This window comes from Mesorhizobium sp. WSM4836 (assembly GCF_055811815.1).
On the sequence record NZ_JBVVQF010000003.1, the window covers coordinates 154,665 to 171,846 of the forward strand.

Here is a 17,182-nt window from a genome sequence, read left to right on the forward strand (position 1 = left end):
CTGACGCTGCCGGGCGTGTCCGTCGCTGGTTCATCGCCAGACGCTGCCAATACCGTCGTTCCGACATTCCCGATGAAACAATATGTCAAAGCCAAGAACAAAGTCCCGCGATACTAGCGTATTTGTAAGTAATATGCTTGCCCTGCCGATCGCAGTTGCTCCAGGGTTTTCCCGGCGCAGCTTCCAGACCAATCGCCCCCGATCGGTTTGGCCTTCCCGAGTATGGTTATTGTACCCGCCTGGTTCTCCGGCGTGGCATAGACCGCCACGCCGTCTGCATCGATTCTCGACAGATAGTATGCGCGATCGATGCCGTTAAGCTCGCATCGAACCAGGAATGGAAAATCGGCAAACGATGCTTCGGCCGCGCGTGTTTCAGAACTTTGGATGGTCATATATTGCGATAGCGCAAGGATGGCGAAAACCGTCAGTCCGACGCCCCTGCGCGCCTTCACACGAAGGTACTTCCGAGTCGCGACGTGTGCCATTGACGAGAACTCCTCTGCTGCGGTTTTACTCTGTTGCCAAATCCACCCAGGTTGGCCCGGGTTTCGAACTCGCCGACTCTCCAGGCGTTGCCCTTGACGTAACTCCTTGCTCGCGCATCACTCGTCGGAAGCGGTCCGTCGCGCGTCACAATAGGCCCGGAACCGAGTTCCGAACGGCGCAAAAGATCGCCCTCGCTGATGAGACCAACCAATCGCCCGTCATCATCGATTACCGGAAGTCCGCTGACACGACGGGCGAGCATGACCTTGGCGGCCTGCCTGACGCTGTTGTCGGGCGAGACCGTCGCAATCTTCGTTGTCATTACATCTTGGGCATTCATCTCACCCTCCATGGCGAATGGGGTCGAGCTGTCACGCAGCGGTCATTTCCGGAACTTCACCCGCGAGGGGTTCCGCCGAGATCATTGGGCCGCGGAAACCGGCATGCAAGATAGCAGGCGATGATATTACACGGTGTTACATGCGCCGTACTGAGTGTTGGACTATGCTGGCCAAGGCGGTCTCGGAACTGAGAACGGACCCGCCCAGCTGGATGAAACGTGAGACTTGGATCCGGCCCCGCTGACCGGCTCGCGTGAACGGCGGCGCCAATCTGGAGAGAGGAGTGACCCATGGCTTCAACCAGAGCGGCAACATTGCAGAAAAGACCCCTCGGTACGAGATCGGTAGCGGCTGGGCCCCTCGCAGTCGACGAGCTTTGGTCGATGGACGCCTATTGGCGGGCATCCAACTACCTGTCGGTCGGCCAGATCTACCTGCTCGACAATCCGCTGTTGAAAGAGAAGCTCAAGCGCGAGCACATCAAGCCACGGCTACTCGGTCACTGGGGCACATCGCCCGGGCTGAACATGCTGTACGTGCACCTTAACCGCGTCATCAACCGCGACGACCTCAGCATGATCTACATCATCGGGCCGGGTCATGGCGGACCGTCGCTCGTTGCTCACGCCTACCTCGAGGGCACCTACAGCGAGGTGTATCCGAACATCAGTGAAGACGTAGAAGGCATAAAGAGGCTGTTCAAGCAATTCAGCTTTCCCGGCGGCATTCCCAGTCACGTTGCCCCAGAGACGCCAGGCAGCATCCACGAAGGAGGCGAACTGGGCTACGCGTTGAGCCATGCTTACGGCGCAGCCTTCGACAATCCGGACCTGATCGTCGCTTGTGTCGTCGGTGACGGAGAGGCGGAGACCGGACCCCTCGCCACTGGCTGGCATGGCAACAAATTCCTGAACCCGGCACGCGATGGCTGCGTGCTGCCGATCCTCCACCTCAACGGGTACAAGATCGCTAACCCGTGTTTCCTTGCGCGCATTCCCAAAGAGGAATTGCAAAAGTTGTTCGTAGGCATGGGCTACACGCCATACTTCGTCGAGGGCGACGATCCCATGGACGTGCACCAGCAATTGGCTCGTACCCTTGACACCGCAGTGGCCGAGATCAAGCGGATATGGGCCGAGGCTCGCGAGAAGCGCAACCTGAAACGACCTGCCTGGCCGATGATCGTTTTTCGCACGCCGAAGGGATGGACCTGTCCGGAAGAGATCGATGGCAAGAAGTGCGAGGATTACTGGCGCTCACACCAGGTGCCGATGGGCGACATGGACAAGCCCGAGCACATCCGGATTCTCGAAGGCTGGATGAAGAGCTACCGGCCAGAGGAACTGTTCGATGATCGTGGTCGGCTGAACTCGGAACTGGCATTGCTCGCACCGAAAGGTCAACGCCGCATGAGCGACAACCCGCACGCCAATGGCGGGCTGCTTCTGCACGACCTCAAGATGCCCGATTTCCGGGACTACGCTGTCAAAGTGCCCAGCCCGGGTGCAACCACAGCCGAGTCCGCGCGCGCAATGGGCCAGTTTCTGCGCGACGTCATGAAGCTCAACATTGAAGACAAGAACTTCCGCCTGTTCAGCCCGGATGAGAATAACTCCAACCGCTGGCAGGACGTGCTCGAGGTCACCAATCGCTGCTACATGGCTGAAATCTATCCCGAGGACGACCACCTCTCGCCCGACGGGCGTGTGATGGAGGTACTCAGCGAGCACCAGTGCCAAGGCTGGCTAGAGGGTTACCTCCTGACTGGCCGCCACGGCTTCTTCTCATGCTACGAAGCCTTCATCCACATCATCGACTCGATGTTCAACCAGCACGCCAAGTGGCTGAAGGTGTGCAACCATATCCCGTGGCGACGCCCGATAGCCTCGCTAAACTACTTCCTCAGCTCCCATGTCTGGCGGCAGGACCACAATGGTTTCAGCCATCAGGATCCGGGCTTCATCGATCACGTCGTGAACAAGAGGGCCGAAGTCATCCGGATCTATTTGCCGCCGGACGCCAACACGCTTCTGTCGGTGACGGATCACTGCTTGCGTAGCCGAAACTACGTCAATGTCGTGGTCGCCGGTAAACAACCGGCTCCGCAATGGCTGACCATGGACCAAGCGGTAAAGCATTGCGCCGAGGGTCTTGGCATTTGGGAGTGGGCAAGCAACGACAAGGGCGACGAACCCGACGTCGTCATGGCGTGCTGCGGCGATGTTCCGACCCTTGAAACTCTGGCTGCGGTGGAACTGATCCGCAAGCACCTGCCGGAGTTGAAGGTCCGTGTCGTCAATGTGGTGAACCTGATGAAACTCCAGCCACAGAGCGAGCATCCGCATGGGCTGTCAGATCGCGATTTCGATGCGCTGTTCACCAAGGACAAGCCGATCATCTTCGCCTTCCATGGCTACCCCTGGCTCATCCATCGGCTGACCTACCGCCGTACCAACCATGGCAACCTGCATGTTCGCGGCTACAAGGAAGAGGGCACCACGAGCACCCCCTTCGACATGGTCGTGTTGAACGACCTTGATCGCTTCCATCTGGTGGAGGACGTGATCGACCGGCTGCCGCAACTGGGACCCCGCGCTGCGTATCTCAAACAGGCAATCCACGAAAAACTGATCGAGCATAAGCAGTACATTGATAAGTTCGGTGATGACATGCCGGAGATCAGTGGTTGGAAGTGGGGCCCGAAGGGCAAGACCGGTGCCTCTGGGAGAACTTCAACGGAAGGGGACAATCTCTAAACTGTGTCCGCACGAGCGCGATGACAGCAGATGGGAGGTCTAGGTGAGCCACGATTTGGGAAGCATCGCGGCGGCGCTGGTCGCCAAGGGGAAAGGTATTCTCGCGGCAGACGAGACCGTGACCACTTTGACCAAGCGGTTCGATGCGCTCGGAATCCAGTCCAACGAACAAAGTCGGCGCACTTACCGTGAAATGCTCTTCACCTTCACGGGCGCCGACGAATTCATCAGCGGCGTCATCATGCACGACGAGACGATCCGGCAGATGAGCTCCGACGGGAGACCGTTTGCTCAGGTCCTCTCCAGCCAGGGGATTCTTCCTGGCATCAAGGTCGACACCGGCGCGACGCTTCTCGCCGGCTCTCCCGACGAAAAGATCACCGAAGGGCTGGATGGGCTCCGGGATCGCCTCGCCGAGTACTGCGGTATGGGCGCCCGATTCGCGAAGTGGCGCGCCGTCATTCGCATTGCAGACGCGTTGCCGAGCGCCGCGTGCGTAAATGCCAACGCACACGCCTTGGGGCGATACGCGGCGCTCTGTCAGGAGCAGCGTCTCGTGCCGATCGTCGAACCGGAAGTGTTGATAGACGGATCGCATACAATCGAGCGCTGCGAGCAGGTGACAGACGCGGTCCTGCACGCCGTATTCGATGCGCTCTTCGAGCAGCGTGTCGTGCTCGAATCCATGCTGCTCAAGCCCAACATGGTGATCGCGGGCGAGGAGTGCGCTAGTCCGGCTCCCGTAGAGGAGGTCGCTGTCGCCACGCTCCGCTGCTTGCGCCAGCACGTCCCCGCGGCGGTGCCCGGCATCGTGTTCCTGTCAGGTGGCCAGGACAACCTGTCGGCTACCGCCCACCTCAACGCGATTAACCGACTCCCCGGGCCGAAGCCCTGGAAGATCAGTTTCTCCTACGGGCGCGCACTCCAGGAGCCGGCGCTGGAGGCGTGGCATGGGCGTGACGAGCAGCTGAAGACAGGCCAGCAGGCCCTTTACCGCAGGGCTCGCTGTAACGGCGCGGCTAGCCTCGGGACGTACACTGATAAGATGGAGGCGGCATGAGCGGGACCTCGTGGTCCGCGGCATCGCGATTAGTCGAACGACGACTGACGCGCCCGATCTGCGCACGCCGACGCCGGTCGGAGCGGACGCGATATGTACGTCGTGAACGACCTCGACCGCTTCGATGAGGTAGGCGACGTCATCAACCGCCTCCCTCGGCTGGGAGCTCGAGCCGCCTACTTCAAGCAGGCGATCCGCCGCAAGCTGAGCGAACACAAGGAGCACATCCCTCTAGGCGGCGACGACTTGGCCAAAATCGCGGGCTGGACGTGGGAACAGGCAGCGGCCTAGGAGAGAGCGATCGAGGGAGGCTGACAAGGTCTAAGCCAGGAGGGCTGGACGTGAAAGTCTTTGTGATTAGGCATGGGGAGACCGAGTGGAGCCTGAGCGGGCAACACACGGGTACAACAGAAATCCCCCTAACCGACAACGGACGCCGGCAGGCGGAACGGATACGGTCAGTGTTGGCTAGGCAGGCGTTCGGGCTCGTTCTGGTAAATCCGCTGCAGCGTGCACGGGAGACCTGTGACCTGGCGGGCCTCGGCGACAGGGCCATCATCGACCCAAGCTTGATCGAGTGGAATTACGGCGAATACGAGGGGCTGACGGCCCAGCAAATCCAGGCGAGAAGGCCGGACTGGTTGATATTCCGGGATGGGTGCCCGGGCGGCGAGACGCCGATGCACGTGGGCTCTCGTGTGGATCAAGTTCTGGACCAGGCGCGGGCCGCGGATGGCGACGTTGCCCTGTTCGCGCATGGGCACGTACTGCGCGTGCTTGCGGCGCGTTGGATTGGACTGCCACCACAGGCCGGACAGCATTTTCTCCTGAATACGGGCACGTTTAGCGTTCTCGCCTACTACCACGAGATTCCCGCGGTGAGGATCTGGAATGGACATGTCGCCGATTAGTCTCTCCGGAGAGCTGTCGGCATCGGCAACCGCGACAGTCTGCTTGCCAAGCCGGTGTTGTCGTTTAGGTGAGAAATAGCTGATGGTGAAACCAATTCACGGCTACAGCGCCTCGGAGGCGACGAGACACAATAGCGCTCCTGACATGATGGGCCTGGGGCCCGCCGTCGCGTTACTCTCCAACGGTCGCTACAGCATCATGGTCACTGCTGCAGGTGCCGGTTGGGGGACCTGGCGGGACCTTGACGTTACTCGTTGGCGAGAGGATGTCACACGAGATTGTTGGGGACAATTTTGCTACGTCCGAGACACCGCCCACAACACGCTGTGGTCCACTGGCAAGCAACCGCTTGCCCGACACGCAGATATCTACGAGCACAACTTTCTCGGAGACAGGGCAGAGTTCCGCTGTCGTGCCGAAGAAATCGAAGTCGAGTGGGCGATATGCGTCGCACCAGATGCCGACGCAGAAGTGCGAGCGCTGACGATCGTCAACCATAGCAAGGAGGCACGCACCCTAGAACTGACCAGCTATTCCGAGGTCTGCCTGAACAACCGCCGAGCGGACAGGGCACACCCAGCGTTTGCCAAGCTCTTCGTGGAAACGCAGTACGACAAAGCGACGGGCGCCTTGTTTGCGCGTCGCAGGCCGCGCGACGCGAAAGAAAAACCAGTCTGGGCGGTCCATGTGTCGTCTTCGAGTCAACAATCCTCCCAAGCGGTCGAGTATGAGACCGATAGGCTGAAATTTCTTGGCCGTGGCCGTACGCCGGCAAACCCCATAGTATTTGATGCGAGCGTAGCGCTTTCAGGAACGACCGGCCCTGTTCTCGATCCGATTTTCGCCCTGAGAAGGACGGTCAATCTGGCAGCGGGCGCTGTGGCCCGTGTGGCCTTTGTGACGGGTGCCGGCGACAGCCCGTCCGTTCGGGCTATCGCGGGGCGATACTCAAGCATCGATGCAGTCGATCGCACATTCCGCGACGCTTGCGAGAATTATCAAGCCGAACTCCAGGACTTGGGGGTGACTCCCGACAGGATCGCCCTGTTCAACCGGCTGATTGGCAATATTGCATTTCCAAATCCGGCTCTGCAGCAGGCCGCTGCTTTCAGCGAAGATCACCTCCTGGACCGGACCGCTCTCTGGTCTCACGGGATTTCCGGTGACCTTCCGATTGTCGTGGTTCTCGTCCACGGCGACGGGGGTGAGGCACTCATTCACGAAGTAACAAAGGCTCACGACTTCAGCCGGCGCCGAGGTCTGCAATTTGACCTTGTCCTGCTGGACGAGCGTGGCTCTGGTGACGCCGAGCGATTGGTCGAGAAACTGCAGGCCGGCTCGATGATCAAAGTACTGGGCAAACCGGGAGGGATCTATGCCTTGTCCGCCGCCACAGCCTCGGACGATCATATGGCGACGATCGCCGCGGCTGCACGTGTAGTCCTGTCTGGCGACCTGGGTCCACTGGCCAGCCAGATTGATCGGCAACACCTAGTCAGGATGCCGCCACTGCTGGTGCCGACGTCTCAAGCGAGCGAGGCACCCACGGCGCCGACCGAAATTCCAGCGCAGGAACTGTTGTATTGGAACGGATTCGGGGGGTTCACCACTGACGGACGCGAATACGTCATTGTGGTCGACGGCTTCAATTCGCCAGTGCCGGCCTTGCCGCCAGCGCCTTGGACCAACGTCATCGCAAACCCGGATTTTGGCTGCCTCACGACCGAAGCTGGGCTCGGATACACTTGGTCAGGAAACAGCCAGATGAACAGGCTGACGCCTTGGTCAAACGACCCGGTATCAGATATGCCCAGCGAGGTCGTTTACTTGCGGGACGAAGAGACTGGCGAGGTTTGGACACCGACGCCCTTGCCACTTGGACTTCGAGCTGTGGTGACCGTTCGTCATGGCCAGGGCTACAGCCACTACGAGAGTCACAGCCGGCACCTACATCAGAAATTGTCGGTCCATGTCCCGCCAAGGGATGAAATCAAGATCGTACATCTTGAACTGACCAACGAAGGCTCCGGCCCGCGCCGACTATCGGCAACGTATTTCGCCGAATGGGTTCTGGGGACACAACGTGAAGACGCTGCCGCGCAGGTCGTCTGCGAGCGCGACGTCGAATCGGGAGCCATCGTAGCGCGGAACGCGTGGTCCGGTGATTTTGCCGGAAGATTGGCATTTGTGGCGGCCAGCCAAGCCGCGAATTCAGTCACCGCTGATCGCACCGAGTTTCTTGGCGAATACGGTTCTGTGTTTCGGCCGGCCGCTTTGGAGCGGGCTCGTCTAGCCGAAAGGTTTGGGCCAGGGCGCGATCCCTGCGCTGCACTGATGGTGGACATCTCCTTGGCACCTGGCGAGAGCAAAGACGTCATCTTTGTCCTAGGCGAGGCGTCCGGCGTCGGCCAGGTCCGCAGACTCGTTCGCGAACATGCCAGTCCAGAACGTGCGCGCAAGAGTTTCGTCGCCGTGTCTCGCCAGTGGGACGATATCTTGAATGTGGTGCAAGTCTCGACGCCGGACGTCGGATTTAACGTGATGCTGAACCACTGGCTGCTGTACCAGGTCCTGGTTTGCCGCGTCTGGGCACGCACTTCCAACTATCAGTCCGGCGGCGCCTATGGGTTCAGGGACCAGCTTCAGGACGTAATGGCGTTGGTCCATTGCGCGCCGGGCGAGACCCGCAGGCATATCCTGCGATCGGCAGCGCGTCAGTTCAGGGAGGGTGACGTCCAGCACTGGTGGCACCCTCCATCCGGCGCCGGAGTGCGCACGCGCATCACCGACGATCTGTATTTCCTGCCATTTGTTGTTCATCACTACGTTTCGGCCACGGGCGACGTCCAACTACTCGATGAGCGGGTGCCGTTCATCGAAGCGCCGATACTAAAAAAGCGCCAGGAAGAGGCTTTCGACAGGCCGCCTACGAGCGAAGAGACAGGCACCATCTACGAACATTGCGTTCGAGCACTGGAACATGGGTTTCGACTGGGTACTCACGGTTTGCCGTTTATGGGAACAGGCGACTGGAACGACGGCATGAACAAGGTCGGCGCAAAAGGCAGGGGTGAAAGCGTCTGGAACGGCTGGTTCTTTGTTACAGTCCTTAAGTCATTCGCCGCGATTTCGGCCTCACGTGGAGATGAGAGTCGCGTCGCGTGGTGCCGCGAACGAGCCGAAACGCTGCGCACGGCGCTGGAAGCCAACGCCTGGGACGGCGCCTGGTACCGCCGAGCATATTTCGACAATGGCACACCGCTTGGGTCGTCTCTGAACGACGAATGCCAGATCGATGCCATTCCGCAGGCTTGGGCTGTTATCTCCGGCGGGGCCGATATGGACAGGGCTTCGAAGGCGATGAGCTCGGTCTATGAAAGGCTCGTGCGCCGGCAGGACAAGGTGATCGCGCTGTTCGACCCTCCATTTGACAAGGGCTCGCTGCACCCCGGCTACATCAAGGGCTACGGTCCCGGCATCCGTGAGAATGGCGGTCAATACACGCATGCAGCCACATGGGTCGTTTGGGCGGCTGCGTTGCAGGGGGACGGCGACCGTGCTTTTGATCTCTGGAATTTGATAAATCCGATCTGCCACGCGGCCACGCGGGATCAGGTCGAACGTTACATGGCGGAGCCATATGTGGTCAGCGCCGATGTATATGGCGCGCCGCCGCATTCGGGACGCGGCGGCTGGACCTGGTACACCGGTTCGGCCAGCTGGTTATATCGAGTTGCGCTGGAGGCCATTCTTGGGCTTCGACGGGAAGGTCGCATCCTTCGGTTTGAGCCGTGCGTTCCCGCAAGCTGGCCGGCTTACGAATTGAGCTATAGGTATGGATCGGCGACGTACCTAATCCGTTTCGATAACTCGAGGGTCATCGGCCGGGGCGTGCAGTCAGTGATGTTGGATGGGACCGTTTTGGCAGACAAAAACGTGCTGCTTGACGACGACGGCTGTGCCCATGACGTACGCGTCGTAGTTGGCAAGTAGTTGCTCGGAATTGCTTAGAACGGCTTCGATGCGCCTTCCATGCTCGCAAGGTGGACGAAGACATCGACCGACAAAGGAGTGATGTGTGATGTGGGTAATGATAATCACATTTCTTTTTTACAGTGATGTTGACCGCGGTTACTTTTCGCCTGCCATTGAAAGTGTTGAATTCTCGAGTAGGGTAACTTGTGAAGCGGCAAAGGCAGCTTACCTTGGCGATCTTGAACCAATCTCCGATGAACTGAACGCTGCAATAGTAAGCAAACGGGACGTCGGCGACTGGAGAGGACCGGGTGGGGTAGTTATAGCGGCGGTTTGTGTCGTGAAATGACCCTCCGCGTGTTCATCCGCGTCGATGTTGCTTTTCGACCCGGCACGCAGCCGGTGGGGCGGATAGTCCTTCCCGAGATCGGCAAGCGGCGACAATCCTTGCATGGGCGATGGGCCGATAGCGTGATGCGAGCGGAGCCCGAGCCACCTCGGATAGGAGGAATGACGTTCGAGGTCGCTGGGCCAACGCGGTGAAACTCCTGGAAAGGAAGACTGAATGCCCGGCGATGCGCACGATATGGCCCAGCAGTCGTCGTCGAAATACGACCGCTTGATCGTTTCGGCCCGGGCCGAGGCGCCCGCAATCACCATCGTCGCTCATCCCTGCGACGAGACCTCGCTTCGAGGCGCGATCGAGGCCGCTGACATGGGGTTGATTGTTCCGATGCTGGTCGGGCCGGAGTCGAGGATAAGGACAGTCGCGAGCGAGCATGGTCTCGATATCACCGGTCGCAAGATCGTTGATGCGCCGCACAGCCAGGCCTCCGCAGCCCGTGCGGTCGACCTGGTCCGAGAGGGCAAGGGCGAGCTCCTGATGAAGGGAAGCCTCCATACCGACGAGCTGATGCGCGAGGTCACAGCGTCCGCGACTGGCTTGCGCACGGAGCGCCGTATAAGCCATGTCTTCGTCATGGACGTGCCGGGGCACCCCGAGACCCTGTTCATCACCGACGCCGCGATCAACATATTCCCGGACCTAGACGTCAAGCGCGACATCGTGCAGAACGCCATCGACCTCTGGACGACGACCGGCCTCGGCGAGCCGCGCGTCGCGATCCTTTCGGCGGTCGAGACCGTAACAACCAAGATCCCCTCGACGATCGACGCCGCAGCCCTCTGCAAGATGGCCGAGCGCGGCCAGATCACCGGAGGCCTGCTTGACGGCCCTCTCGCTTTCGACAACGCGATCGACCCCGAGGCAGCCCGTATCAAGGGCATTGCCTCACCGGTGGCGGGCCGGGCGCAGATTCTGGTCGTGCCTGATCTCGAAGCCGGCAATATGCTCGCCAAGAATCTCTCCTTCCTGGCCCATGCCGACTGCGCTGGTCTTGTTCTGGGGGCGCGGGTGCCGATCGTCCTCACGTCGCGGGCAGATTCGGTGCGCAGTCGTCTCGCCTCTTGCGCTGTCGCTTCGCTCTATGCGGCGGCTCGTAGGCGAGTGGTTCAGGTACCGGCGGTATGAGCGACATTGATGCGATCCTCGTCGTCAACGCAGGATCCTCGAGCCTGAAGTTCCAGATATTCGGGATCGAGGGCGCCGGCCTCGTACATCAGGTCCGCGGTCATATTGACGGTATAGGCACAAGGCCCCGCCTCCAAGTCGTCGCTGCCGACGGACAAGAACTCGTCGACCGAAACTATCCCACCGCCGAAATCCCCGACCTGCCGGCCGCCATCGGTCAGGCCCGCAATTGGCTTCGCACCCTCAGGGGTTTTGAATTGCGTGCCATCGGCCACCGCGTCGTGCACGGCGGTCCCGACTACTCCGGGCCGGTACTCATAAATGAGGCGGTGCTGCGTCGGCTCGCGGCCTATCAGGAACTCGCACCGCTGCATCAGCCGAACAATCTCGCGCCCATACGTATGATGATGGAAATCGACCCGGCCATACCGCAGGTTGCCTGTTTCGACACCGCCTTTCATCGGGGTCATGCTACGCACGCCGACTTCTACGCGCTCCCGCGAGGCCTCTATGATGAGGGCGTGCGCCGCTATGGCTTCCACGGTCTTTCCTATGAGTACATTGCCGAGCGGCTGCCTGAGATTGCGCCTGAAGTCGCCCGAGGGCGCACGATCGTGGCTCATCTCGGCAGCGGCGCCTCTATGTGTGCGCTTCTTGCAGGGCAAAGCGTCGAGAGCACAATGGGCTTCACGGCGCTCGACGGCTTGCCCATGGGCACGCGCCCCGGCCAGCTCGATCCAGGCGTCGTGCTCTACCTCATCTCGCAGAAGGGCATGAGCGTGCAGTCCGTTGCCGACCTCCTCTACCGCGAGTCCGGTCTGAAGGGTCTTTCCGGGATTTCGAGCGACATGCGCGAGTTGCTGGCGAGTGACGACCAGCGTGCAGCGTTTGCCGTCGACCATTTCGTTCATCGTTGCGGCCTCAATGTGGGCTTGCTTGCAGCCGCCCTCGGCGGCGTCGATGCCTTCGTCTTCACCGCGGGCATCGGCGAAAACTCCGCCACCATCCGTTCCCGTATCGCCGGACGGCTTGCCTGGCTCGGCGCCGATCTCGACCCCGCCGCCAACGAAGCCGGCGCCACGCTGATCTCGACTCCTGCCAGCCGTGTCGCGCTGTTCGTCATCCCGACTGATGAGGAGCTGATGATCGCGCGACACACGCACGACACGGTCGACCTTCAACTCAACACTCGATCCGAACGAGGACATTGATGACACTCCGTCCGTCATCGTGGGCGTCGGCGTCGTCAAGGCTGCACTCGAGAGCACAGCTCGCTCATGGCGGCCGGGGGGCCGCTCGCAACGCGAGTCGCTTCGACGTAATGAGCCGCGACCTGTTTGTGGTGGAAGAGGATGCGCCTCTTTCGCGGGTGGCCTCACTGATGGAAGAGCACGGCATCAAACGCCTTCCGGTGATGCGAGACGGGGCGCTAGTCGGGATGTCAGCCGCGCCAATCTTCTACACGCGATAGTTGCGGCTCGGCCAGATGAGACTGCTCGCGGAGACGAAGCGATCCGCCGCAGCATAATGGCGCGCCTCAAGGAGAATACCGGGCTGGAGGGCAAGGACGTGACAGCGACCGTCAGCGGTGGGACGGTCCATCTCTGGGGGGCGGTCGACACGGAAGACTGCCGCCATGCGGCGCGTGTAGTCGCGGAAGGCGTGCGGGGGGTGAGCTACGTGATCGAGCATTTTCCGCAGAGCGAACCACCGAAGCGTTCTTGAGAGTACGACCCTCAATCAGATCCTTGCGACAGCCATCCTCCCGAAAAGCCTGCACGGCGCAAGCCGGTCAGGATCGGCGGGCAGCGGCGCATGATATTCCAGAGCAAGCCCGTTCGATAGTTTTCGATCATCAGCACCACCGGCCCCTGGTCGATGCCAAAATGATGCGGCGTGACCCACCATCCCGTGGGACTGTCGGCGACTGTGAATGACTGATTGAAAGACGGCTTGAATCCGTAAAGGCGCGTCATGCCCAGGTTCATCCGGGCAAAGTTGCGGACGGTCGGAACGACGATCTCCGGCGCGAATGGCAGCGAGGCTATCACGACCCATGGCGCGACTGTTCCGTCGTCGGGACCAAATGGAGCGCCGCGGGCTGCATAGTCGAAAAACTGCCGCTCGACGCCCCCGACGGTTTGCGTGATCCATCCGGGTCCATCGCAAGCGGTGAATCCCCAGCAATATTGGCCGTAGCCAGCAAAGCCCATCGGGTTTCGAATTGCATATTCCTGCTGCGCGAACGTCGCGCGCCGGCTGTTCTCGAAGTAGTCGCTATCATGGTGATTCGTCGCGGATGCCGCGAAAGTCCACCCACATGTGTGACAGCTGATGAGTAAAGAGCGGCCCCGAATAGAGCAGCTCGCACCCGTAGATGTTCGTCCATTCGTAGGTTGCGGTGTAAGCGGAATAGCTCTCGCGCTGCAACGGATGCGTTGGCGAGCCCAGGCCAAGAATGTAGAGTAGCAAAGCCTCGTCGTAGCCGTGCCAGCGATGCGGGATGAACCCGGTTTCCGGGCGCCAGCCGTGCGTCAGGGAGACATCACCGTTGCAAGCCCATTCCCAGTCGGCTCGCTCGTAAAGCGTCGTGGCGAGGTGGCGGATTTCAGCTTCGTCCGGAGTGTCCTGATCGAAATAGGTAGCAACCGTGAGCGCGCCTGCGAATAGGAACGCCGAGTCGATGGTAGACAACTCGCATTGCCAAACCCGGCGGCCCGTTTCAATATCCAGGAAGTGGTAGAAGAAGCCTTTGTAGCCGGACGCGTCCGGCTCCCGCCCCTGAGAACACTCCAGCAGGTACCGCAATCGCCTGCGGGCAATCTTTGCCGCGAATTTGCGTATGACGACGCCGCGCTCCACGATGACAGGAATCGTAGCCAAGGCCATGCCGATTGCCGCTATGCTGGCCGGGGCGTTTGGCTCCGTCTTGTCGCGCACCAGACCATTGTCCGGGTTCGTCTCATGCAGGTAGTACAACAAGGTAGTGAATTGCAGTCGACCTAGAGCCCAGTCGGTCGGCGACCTATCGAAGACTGTATCGGTCGAAAGCGTTTCGGGCATTGTCGTTGGCCGAGTGTCGCGGCCACCCCCATCGGTCCGATTATTCTTCCCGAGGTGCAAGCAGCTCCGCACCACAAATACAGAATATCAGATTAGCGGAAACTAGTCAGCGGCTTGCATACGACGCGACTGGAACGCGGATGTCTCTCGCGCCGACCTGCAGATTCTGCTCCGGCGGGCCGCCCTGACGTTGAGAAACATGGAGGGCCTGACGCTCGACTCCGATGTCGCCTTTCTGGCAACCGAGATGAACCTGCCGCGGGCCGAAGTCCTTCAAAAGATCATCGGCGATTGGTTGATCAGCGGTGGCCGGCTAGTCCGTCAGCGACCCGCCAGGCTAAACCTGACTGGGCCTCGCCAGACCATCGGCGGGCCCTTTTGATTCGCGACAGGTGAACCTCGCCGCCTTTTGCGCGTTTGGTGGTCATCTCACATCTGTTTGGGAAGTGGTTCTCAATTTCACGGATAGTTTGGCGGCCTGAACCCAACGATCGTTATGCCGCAACCACGGTTGCAGGTCGTGCCAGTGCGAGCGGACGCGCTGATAAGTCCACAGTTTGCGGCTGCAGGCTGACTCAAAATCACCCCGACGAGCTGCCCAGTTACGATGGCGAACGCCGCCAAGAATGCGAGCCGTGCAAACAGCGTGCCCAGGGAAGAGCGCCTCATTGCTACACCCCCACGCCAAGTCCGCTTCAGCAGGCTTGTAAGACCTCGGCGTTCGTAGTCGGAGCAGGGAAGGTGAGGGCGTCGACAGCCTCCGAATAGCAGAGGGGTACGATCCCGACGTTGCGGGCTCGTAAACCGCGCAGGCTTGCCAACCACCTCTCGCCAAGGTCAGGTTCGACTTCTTTTCAATCGGAGTCGGCCATGATTGCTGGTGGGTGCCTGTGTGGCGCTGTCCGTTACGAGACGGACGCTGAACCGATCACGGCCCGTCTATGTTGGTGTAGACTGTGCCAGTACATTGCCACTGGGAATGCCGCTGTCAGCGTGTGCTTCCCGCCTGCCGGGCTTTCTGTTGTCGGTGAAATGCATGACTGCGATAGCGGAACCAGGATGCATCGGCGCTTCTGCCCGTCTTGTGGGACCCATCTATTCAGCGAGGCGGAATCGCGCCCACATCTGATATTCGTTCGAGCAGGTACGCTGGACGACCCGGAGATTGCCAGACCAGCTGCCACGATCTGGACGGCGCAAGCTCCTTCGTGGGCTTGCCTCGACGCAAGTCTGCCGAGCTGGGAAGGTCAGCCTCCGCCAGTCGCCTGAACGGAGCCCAACTTAGATGCCGTGCAGTACGTTCACGTGCAATGATGTTCTGGACTATGAGGAAGGTGTCGACGAGATGCGATTTGCCGTCGAGAATTGAGGGTGTCAACGCCATGGCCGCATACTTCATTGCAGACATCGAAGTGAAGGATGCAGCAGCATTCGAGGAATACCGGCGCGAAGTACCGGCGTTCGAGCAAAAGTGCGTCGAGGGGGGGACATTCAAGATCCTTGAGGGCGAGTGGAACACGCATCGGCTGGTCGTCGTCGAGTTTCCGGACATGCCTACGTTGTTCCGATGGTACAACTCGCCGGAGTACGCACCTCTCAAGATTATACGACATCAATCTGCCAAGAGCCGGGCGATAGCGATAGAAGGGTGATTGCCCCGCCCGCGGCGGCTCGTAGTCGAAGCAGGCGAAGGTGAGGAAGGCGTCGGCGCTATGTGAGCTGTCGTCATGGCGGGGCCGGTCCTTCCAGACGCCATGGTCGTCACGTTGCCGACATCTTCCGCACTGCCGGGTCCGCCTACCGGGCCGCCCATGCAGGGCATCTAAGCCTGCAGCAGCTCAAGGTCATGTCGGCGATCGAGCACTGCCGCACCGCAGCCCTCGGCGGGCATGTCGAAGCCTGCGAGGACTGCGGCGAGTGGCGCATCGCCTACAACTCCTGCCGCAACCGGCATTGCCCGAAGTGCCAGGGCGCGGCCGCGCGGACATGGCTTGCCGAGCGCGAGGCCGACCTGCTGCCGGTCGGCTACTTCCATGTCGTGTTCACCCTGCCTGCCGAGGTCGGCGACATCGCCTTCCACAACAAGGCGCTGGTCTATGACCTGCTGTTCAAGGCGGCATCGGAGACGATGCTGACGATCGCGGCGGATCCGAAGCATCTCGGCGCGCGCATCGGCATCACCGCCGTGCTCCATACCTGGGGCTCGGCGATGACACACCATCCGCACGTGCACATGATCGTGCCGGGCGGTGGCATCTCGCCGGACAGCAGCCGGTGGATATCGTCGCGTCCGCCCTTCCTGCTGCCGGTGCGCGTGCTCGGCAAGCTATTCCGCCGCCTGTTCCTCTCCGGGTTGGTCGCGCTGCACGACGCCGGCCGGCTCGCCTTCTTCGGCGCAATTGCTCATCTCGCGGAACGGCGGGCATTCCTGCGCCACCTGTCGCCGGTCCGCAAGAAGCGCTGGGTGGTCTACGCCAAGGCGCCCTTCGCCGGACCGGAGGCGGTGCTCGCCTACCTGTCGCGCTACACTCACCGGGTCGCGATCTCGAACAGCCGCCTCATCCGCCTCGACGAGAGCGGCGTCACCTTCCGCTACAAGGACTATCGTCGCAAAGGCGCCGACCGGCAGCAGGTCATGACGCTCGCGATCGACGAGTTCATCCGTCGGTTCCTGCTCCACATCCTGCCGCGCGGCTTGCATCGCATCCGGCACTATGGCCTACTTGCCAGCAGTTCCCGCAACACGAGCCTCGCACTCGCCCGCCAACTGCTCGCAGCGGCGCCTCCCGTCACGAACGATCCTCCGGCGGAACCGGACGACTTCCGGCCGCCATGCCCCTGCTGCGGCGGGCGTATGATCATCATTGAGGTGTTCGAACGGTGCAGGCAGCCGCGCGGACCGCCGGGCGCACGGACGACGAACCGGGAGACCGCCCCATGACCCGGCATGGCCCGTTTGGCCGCACGACCGCGCTACGCCGGCGCGGGTCAACGGAAACGCATGTGCGCTTCGCCGTGGCGCCGGTCTCCCGGTACCCAAACCCCACCGTTGTCA

At 61.0% G+C, this 17,182-nt stretch carries 11 protein-coding genes and 3 pseudogenes; 11 read left to right on the top strand and 3 right to left on the bottom strand.

Annotated elements, in window-relative coordinates; translation table 11 throughout:
* Positions 1-113: 113 nt before the first annotated feature.
* Positions 114-455, bottom strand: a complete 342-nt coding sequence (locus tag AC0L2P_RS04980) for a hypothetical protein (RefSeq protein ID WP_473500123.1) — start codon at positions 453-455, stop codon at positions 114-116.
* The gene (locus AC0L2P_RS04985; protein WP_473500124.1) at positions 452-829 is read right to left on the bottom strand and encodes a CBS domain-containing protein; all 378 of its coding nucleotides are present in this window, start codon (positions 827-829) and stop codon (positions 452-454) included. The genes AC0L2P_RS04980 and AC0L2P_RS04985 overlap by 4 nt, the downstream gene beginning before the upstream one ends.
* Positions 830-1,120: 291 nt before the next feature.
* Between AC0L2P_RS04985 and AC0L2P_RS04990 the strand changes: the two genes are divergently transcribed.
* From AC0L2P_RS04990 to AC0L2P_RS05025, 8 genes and pseudogenes are all read left to right on the top strand, one after another.
* Positions 1,121-3,586 carry a phosphoketolase family protein gene (locus tag AC0L2P_RS04990; RefSeq protein WP_473500125.1) on the top strand — a complete coding sequence of 822 codons (2,466 nt, stop codon included), beginning with the start codon at positions 1,121-1,123 and terminating at the stop codon, positions 3,584-3,586.
* 43 nt (positions 3,587-3,629) lie between these two features.
* Positions 3,630-4,646 (top strand): class I fructose-bisphosphate aldolase, encoded by a 1,017-nt coding sequence (locus AC0L2P_RS04995; RefSeq protein ID WP_473500126.1) that lies wholly within the window; start codon positions 3,630-3,632, stop codon positions 4,644-4,646.
* A gap of 90 nt (positions 4,647-4,736) precedes the next feature.
* Positions 4,737-4,937 (top strand): annotated as a pseudogene (locus AC0L2P_RS05000) (phosphoketolase family protein); the annotation flags it as partial.
* 50 nt (positions 4,938-4,987) lie between these two features.
* Complete coding sequence (locus AC0L2P_RS05005) at positions 4,988-5,557, top strand: histidine phosphatase family protein (RefSeq protein ID WP_473500127.1); 570 nt, start codon at positions 4,988-4,990, stop codon at positions 5,555-5,557.
* A gap of 82 nt (positions 5,558-5,639) precedes the next feature.
* Positions 5,640-9,551: a GH36-type glycosyl hydrolase domain-containing protein gene (locus AC0L2P_RS05010; RefSeq protein WP_473500128.1), complete on the top strand. Its 3,912-nt coding sequence runs from the start codon at positions 5,640-5,642 to the stop codon at positions 9,549-9,551.
* A gap of 547 nt (positions 9,552-10,098) precedes the next feature.
* Complete coding sequence (locus AC0L2P_RS05015; RefSeq protein WP_473500129.1) at positions 10,099-11,064, top strand: phosphate acetyltransferase; 966 nt, start codon at positions 10,099-10,101, stop codon at positions 11,062-11,064.
* A 5-nt stretch (positions 11,065-11,069) separates the two neighbouring features.
* The gene (locus AC0L2P_RS05020; RefSeq protein ID WP_473500318.1) at positions 11,070-12,275 is read left to right on the top strand and encodes an acetate/propionate family kinase; all 1,206 of its coding nucleotides are present in this window, start codon (positions 11,070-11,072) and stop codon (positions 12,273-12,275) included.
* A 104-nt stretch (positions 12,276-12,379) separates the two neighbouring features.
* Positions 12,380-12,789 (top strand): annotated as a pseudogene (locus AC0L2P_RS05025) (BON domain-containing protein); the annotation flags it as partial.
* Between the two features lie 11 nt (positions 12,790-12,800).
* Here the strand turns inward: AC0L2P_RS05025 and AC0L2P_RS05030 are convergent.
* Positions 12,801-14,127, bottom strand: a pseudogene (locus AC0L2P_RS05030) (glucoamylase family protein).
* 870 nt (positions 14,128-14,997) lie between these two features.
* On the opposite strand from AC0L2P_RS05030, the gene AC0L2P_RS05035 reads away from it, so the two are divergent.
* The 3 genes from AC0L2P_RS05035 to AC0L2P_RS05045 all read left to right on the top strand — a co-directional run bounded on the left by AC0L2P_RS05035 (position 14,998) and on the right by AC0L2P_RS05045 (position 17,068).
* On the top strand, positions 14,998-15,396 hold the full coding sequence (locus AC0L2P_RS05035) for a GFA family protein (protein ID WP_473500130.1): 399 nt from the start codon (positions 14,998-15,000) through the stop codon (positions 15,394-15,396).
* 56 nt (positions 15,397-15,452) lie between these two features.
* Positions 15,453-15,779: a DUF1330 domain-containing protein gene (locus AC0L2P_RS05040; protein ID WP_473500131.1), complete on the top strand. Its 327-nt coding sequence runs from the start codon at positions 15,453-15,455 to the stop codon at positions 15,777-15,779.
* Between the two features lie 62 nt (positions 15,780-15,841).
* A complete protein-coding gene (locus AC0L2P_RS05045; RefSeq protein ID WP_473500132.1) occupies positions 15,842-17,068 on the top strand; it encodes an IS91 family transposase in 1,227 nt (408 codons plus the stop codon).
* The last annotated feature ends 114 nt before the right edge of the window (positions 17,069-17,182 follow it).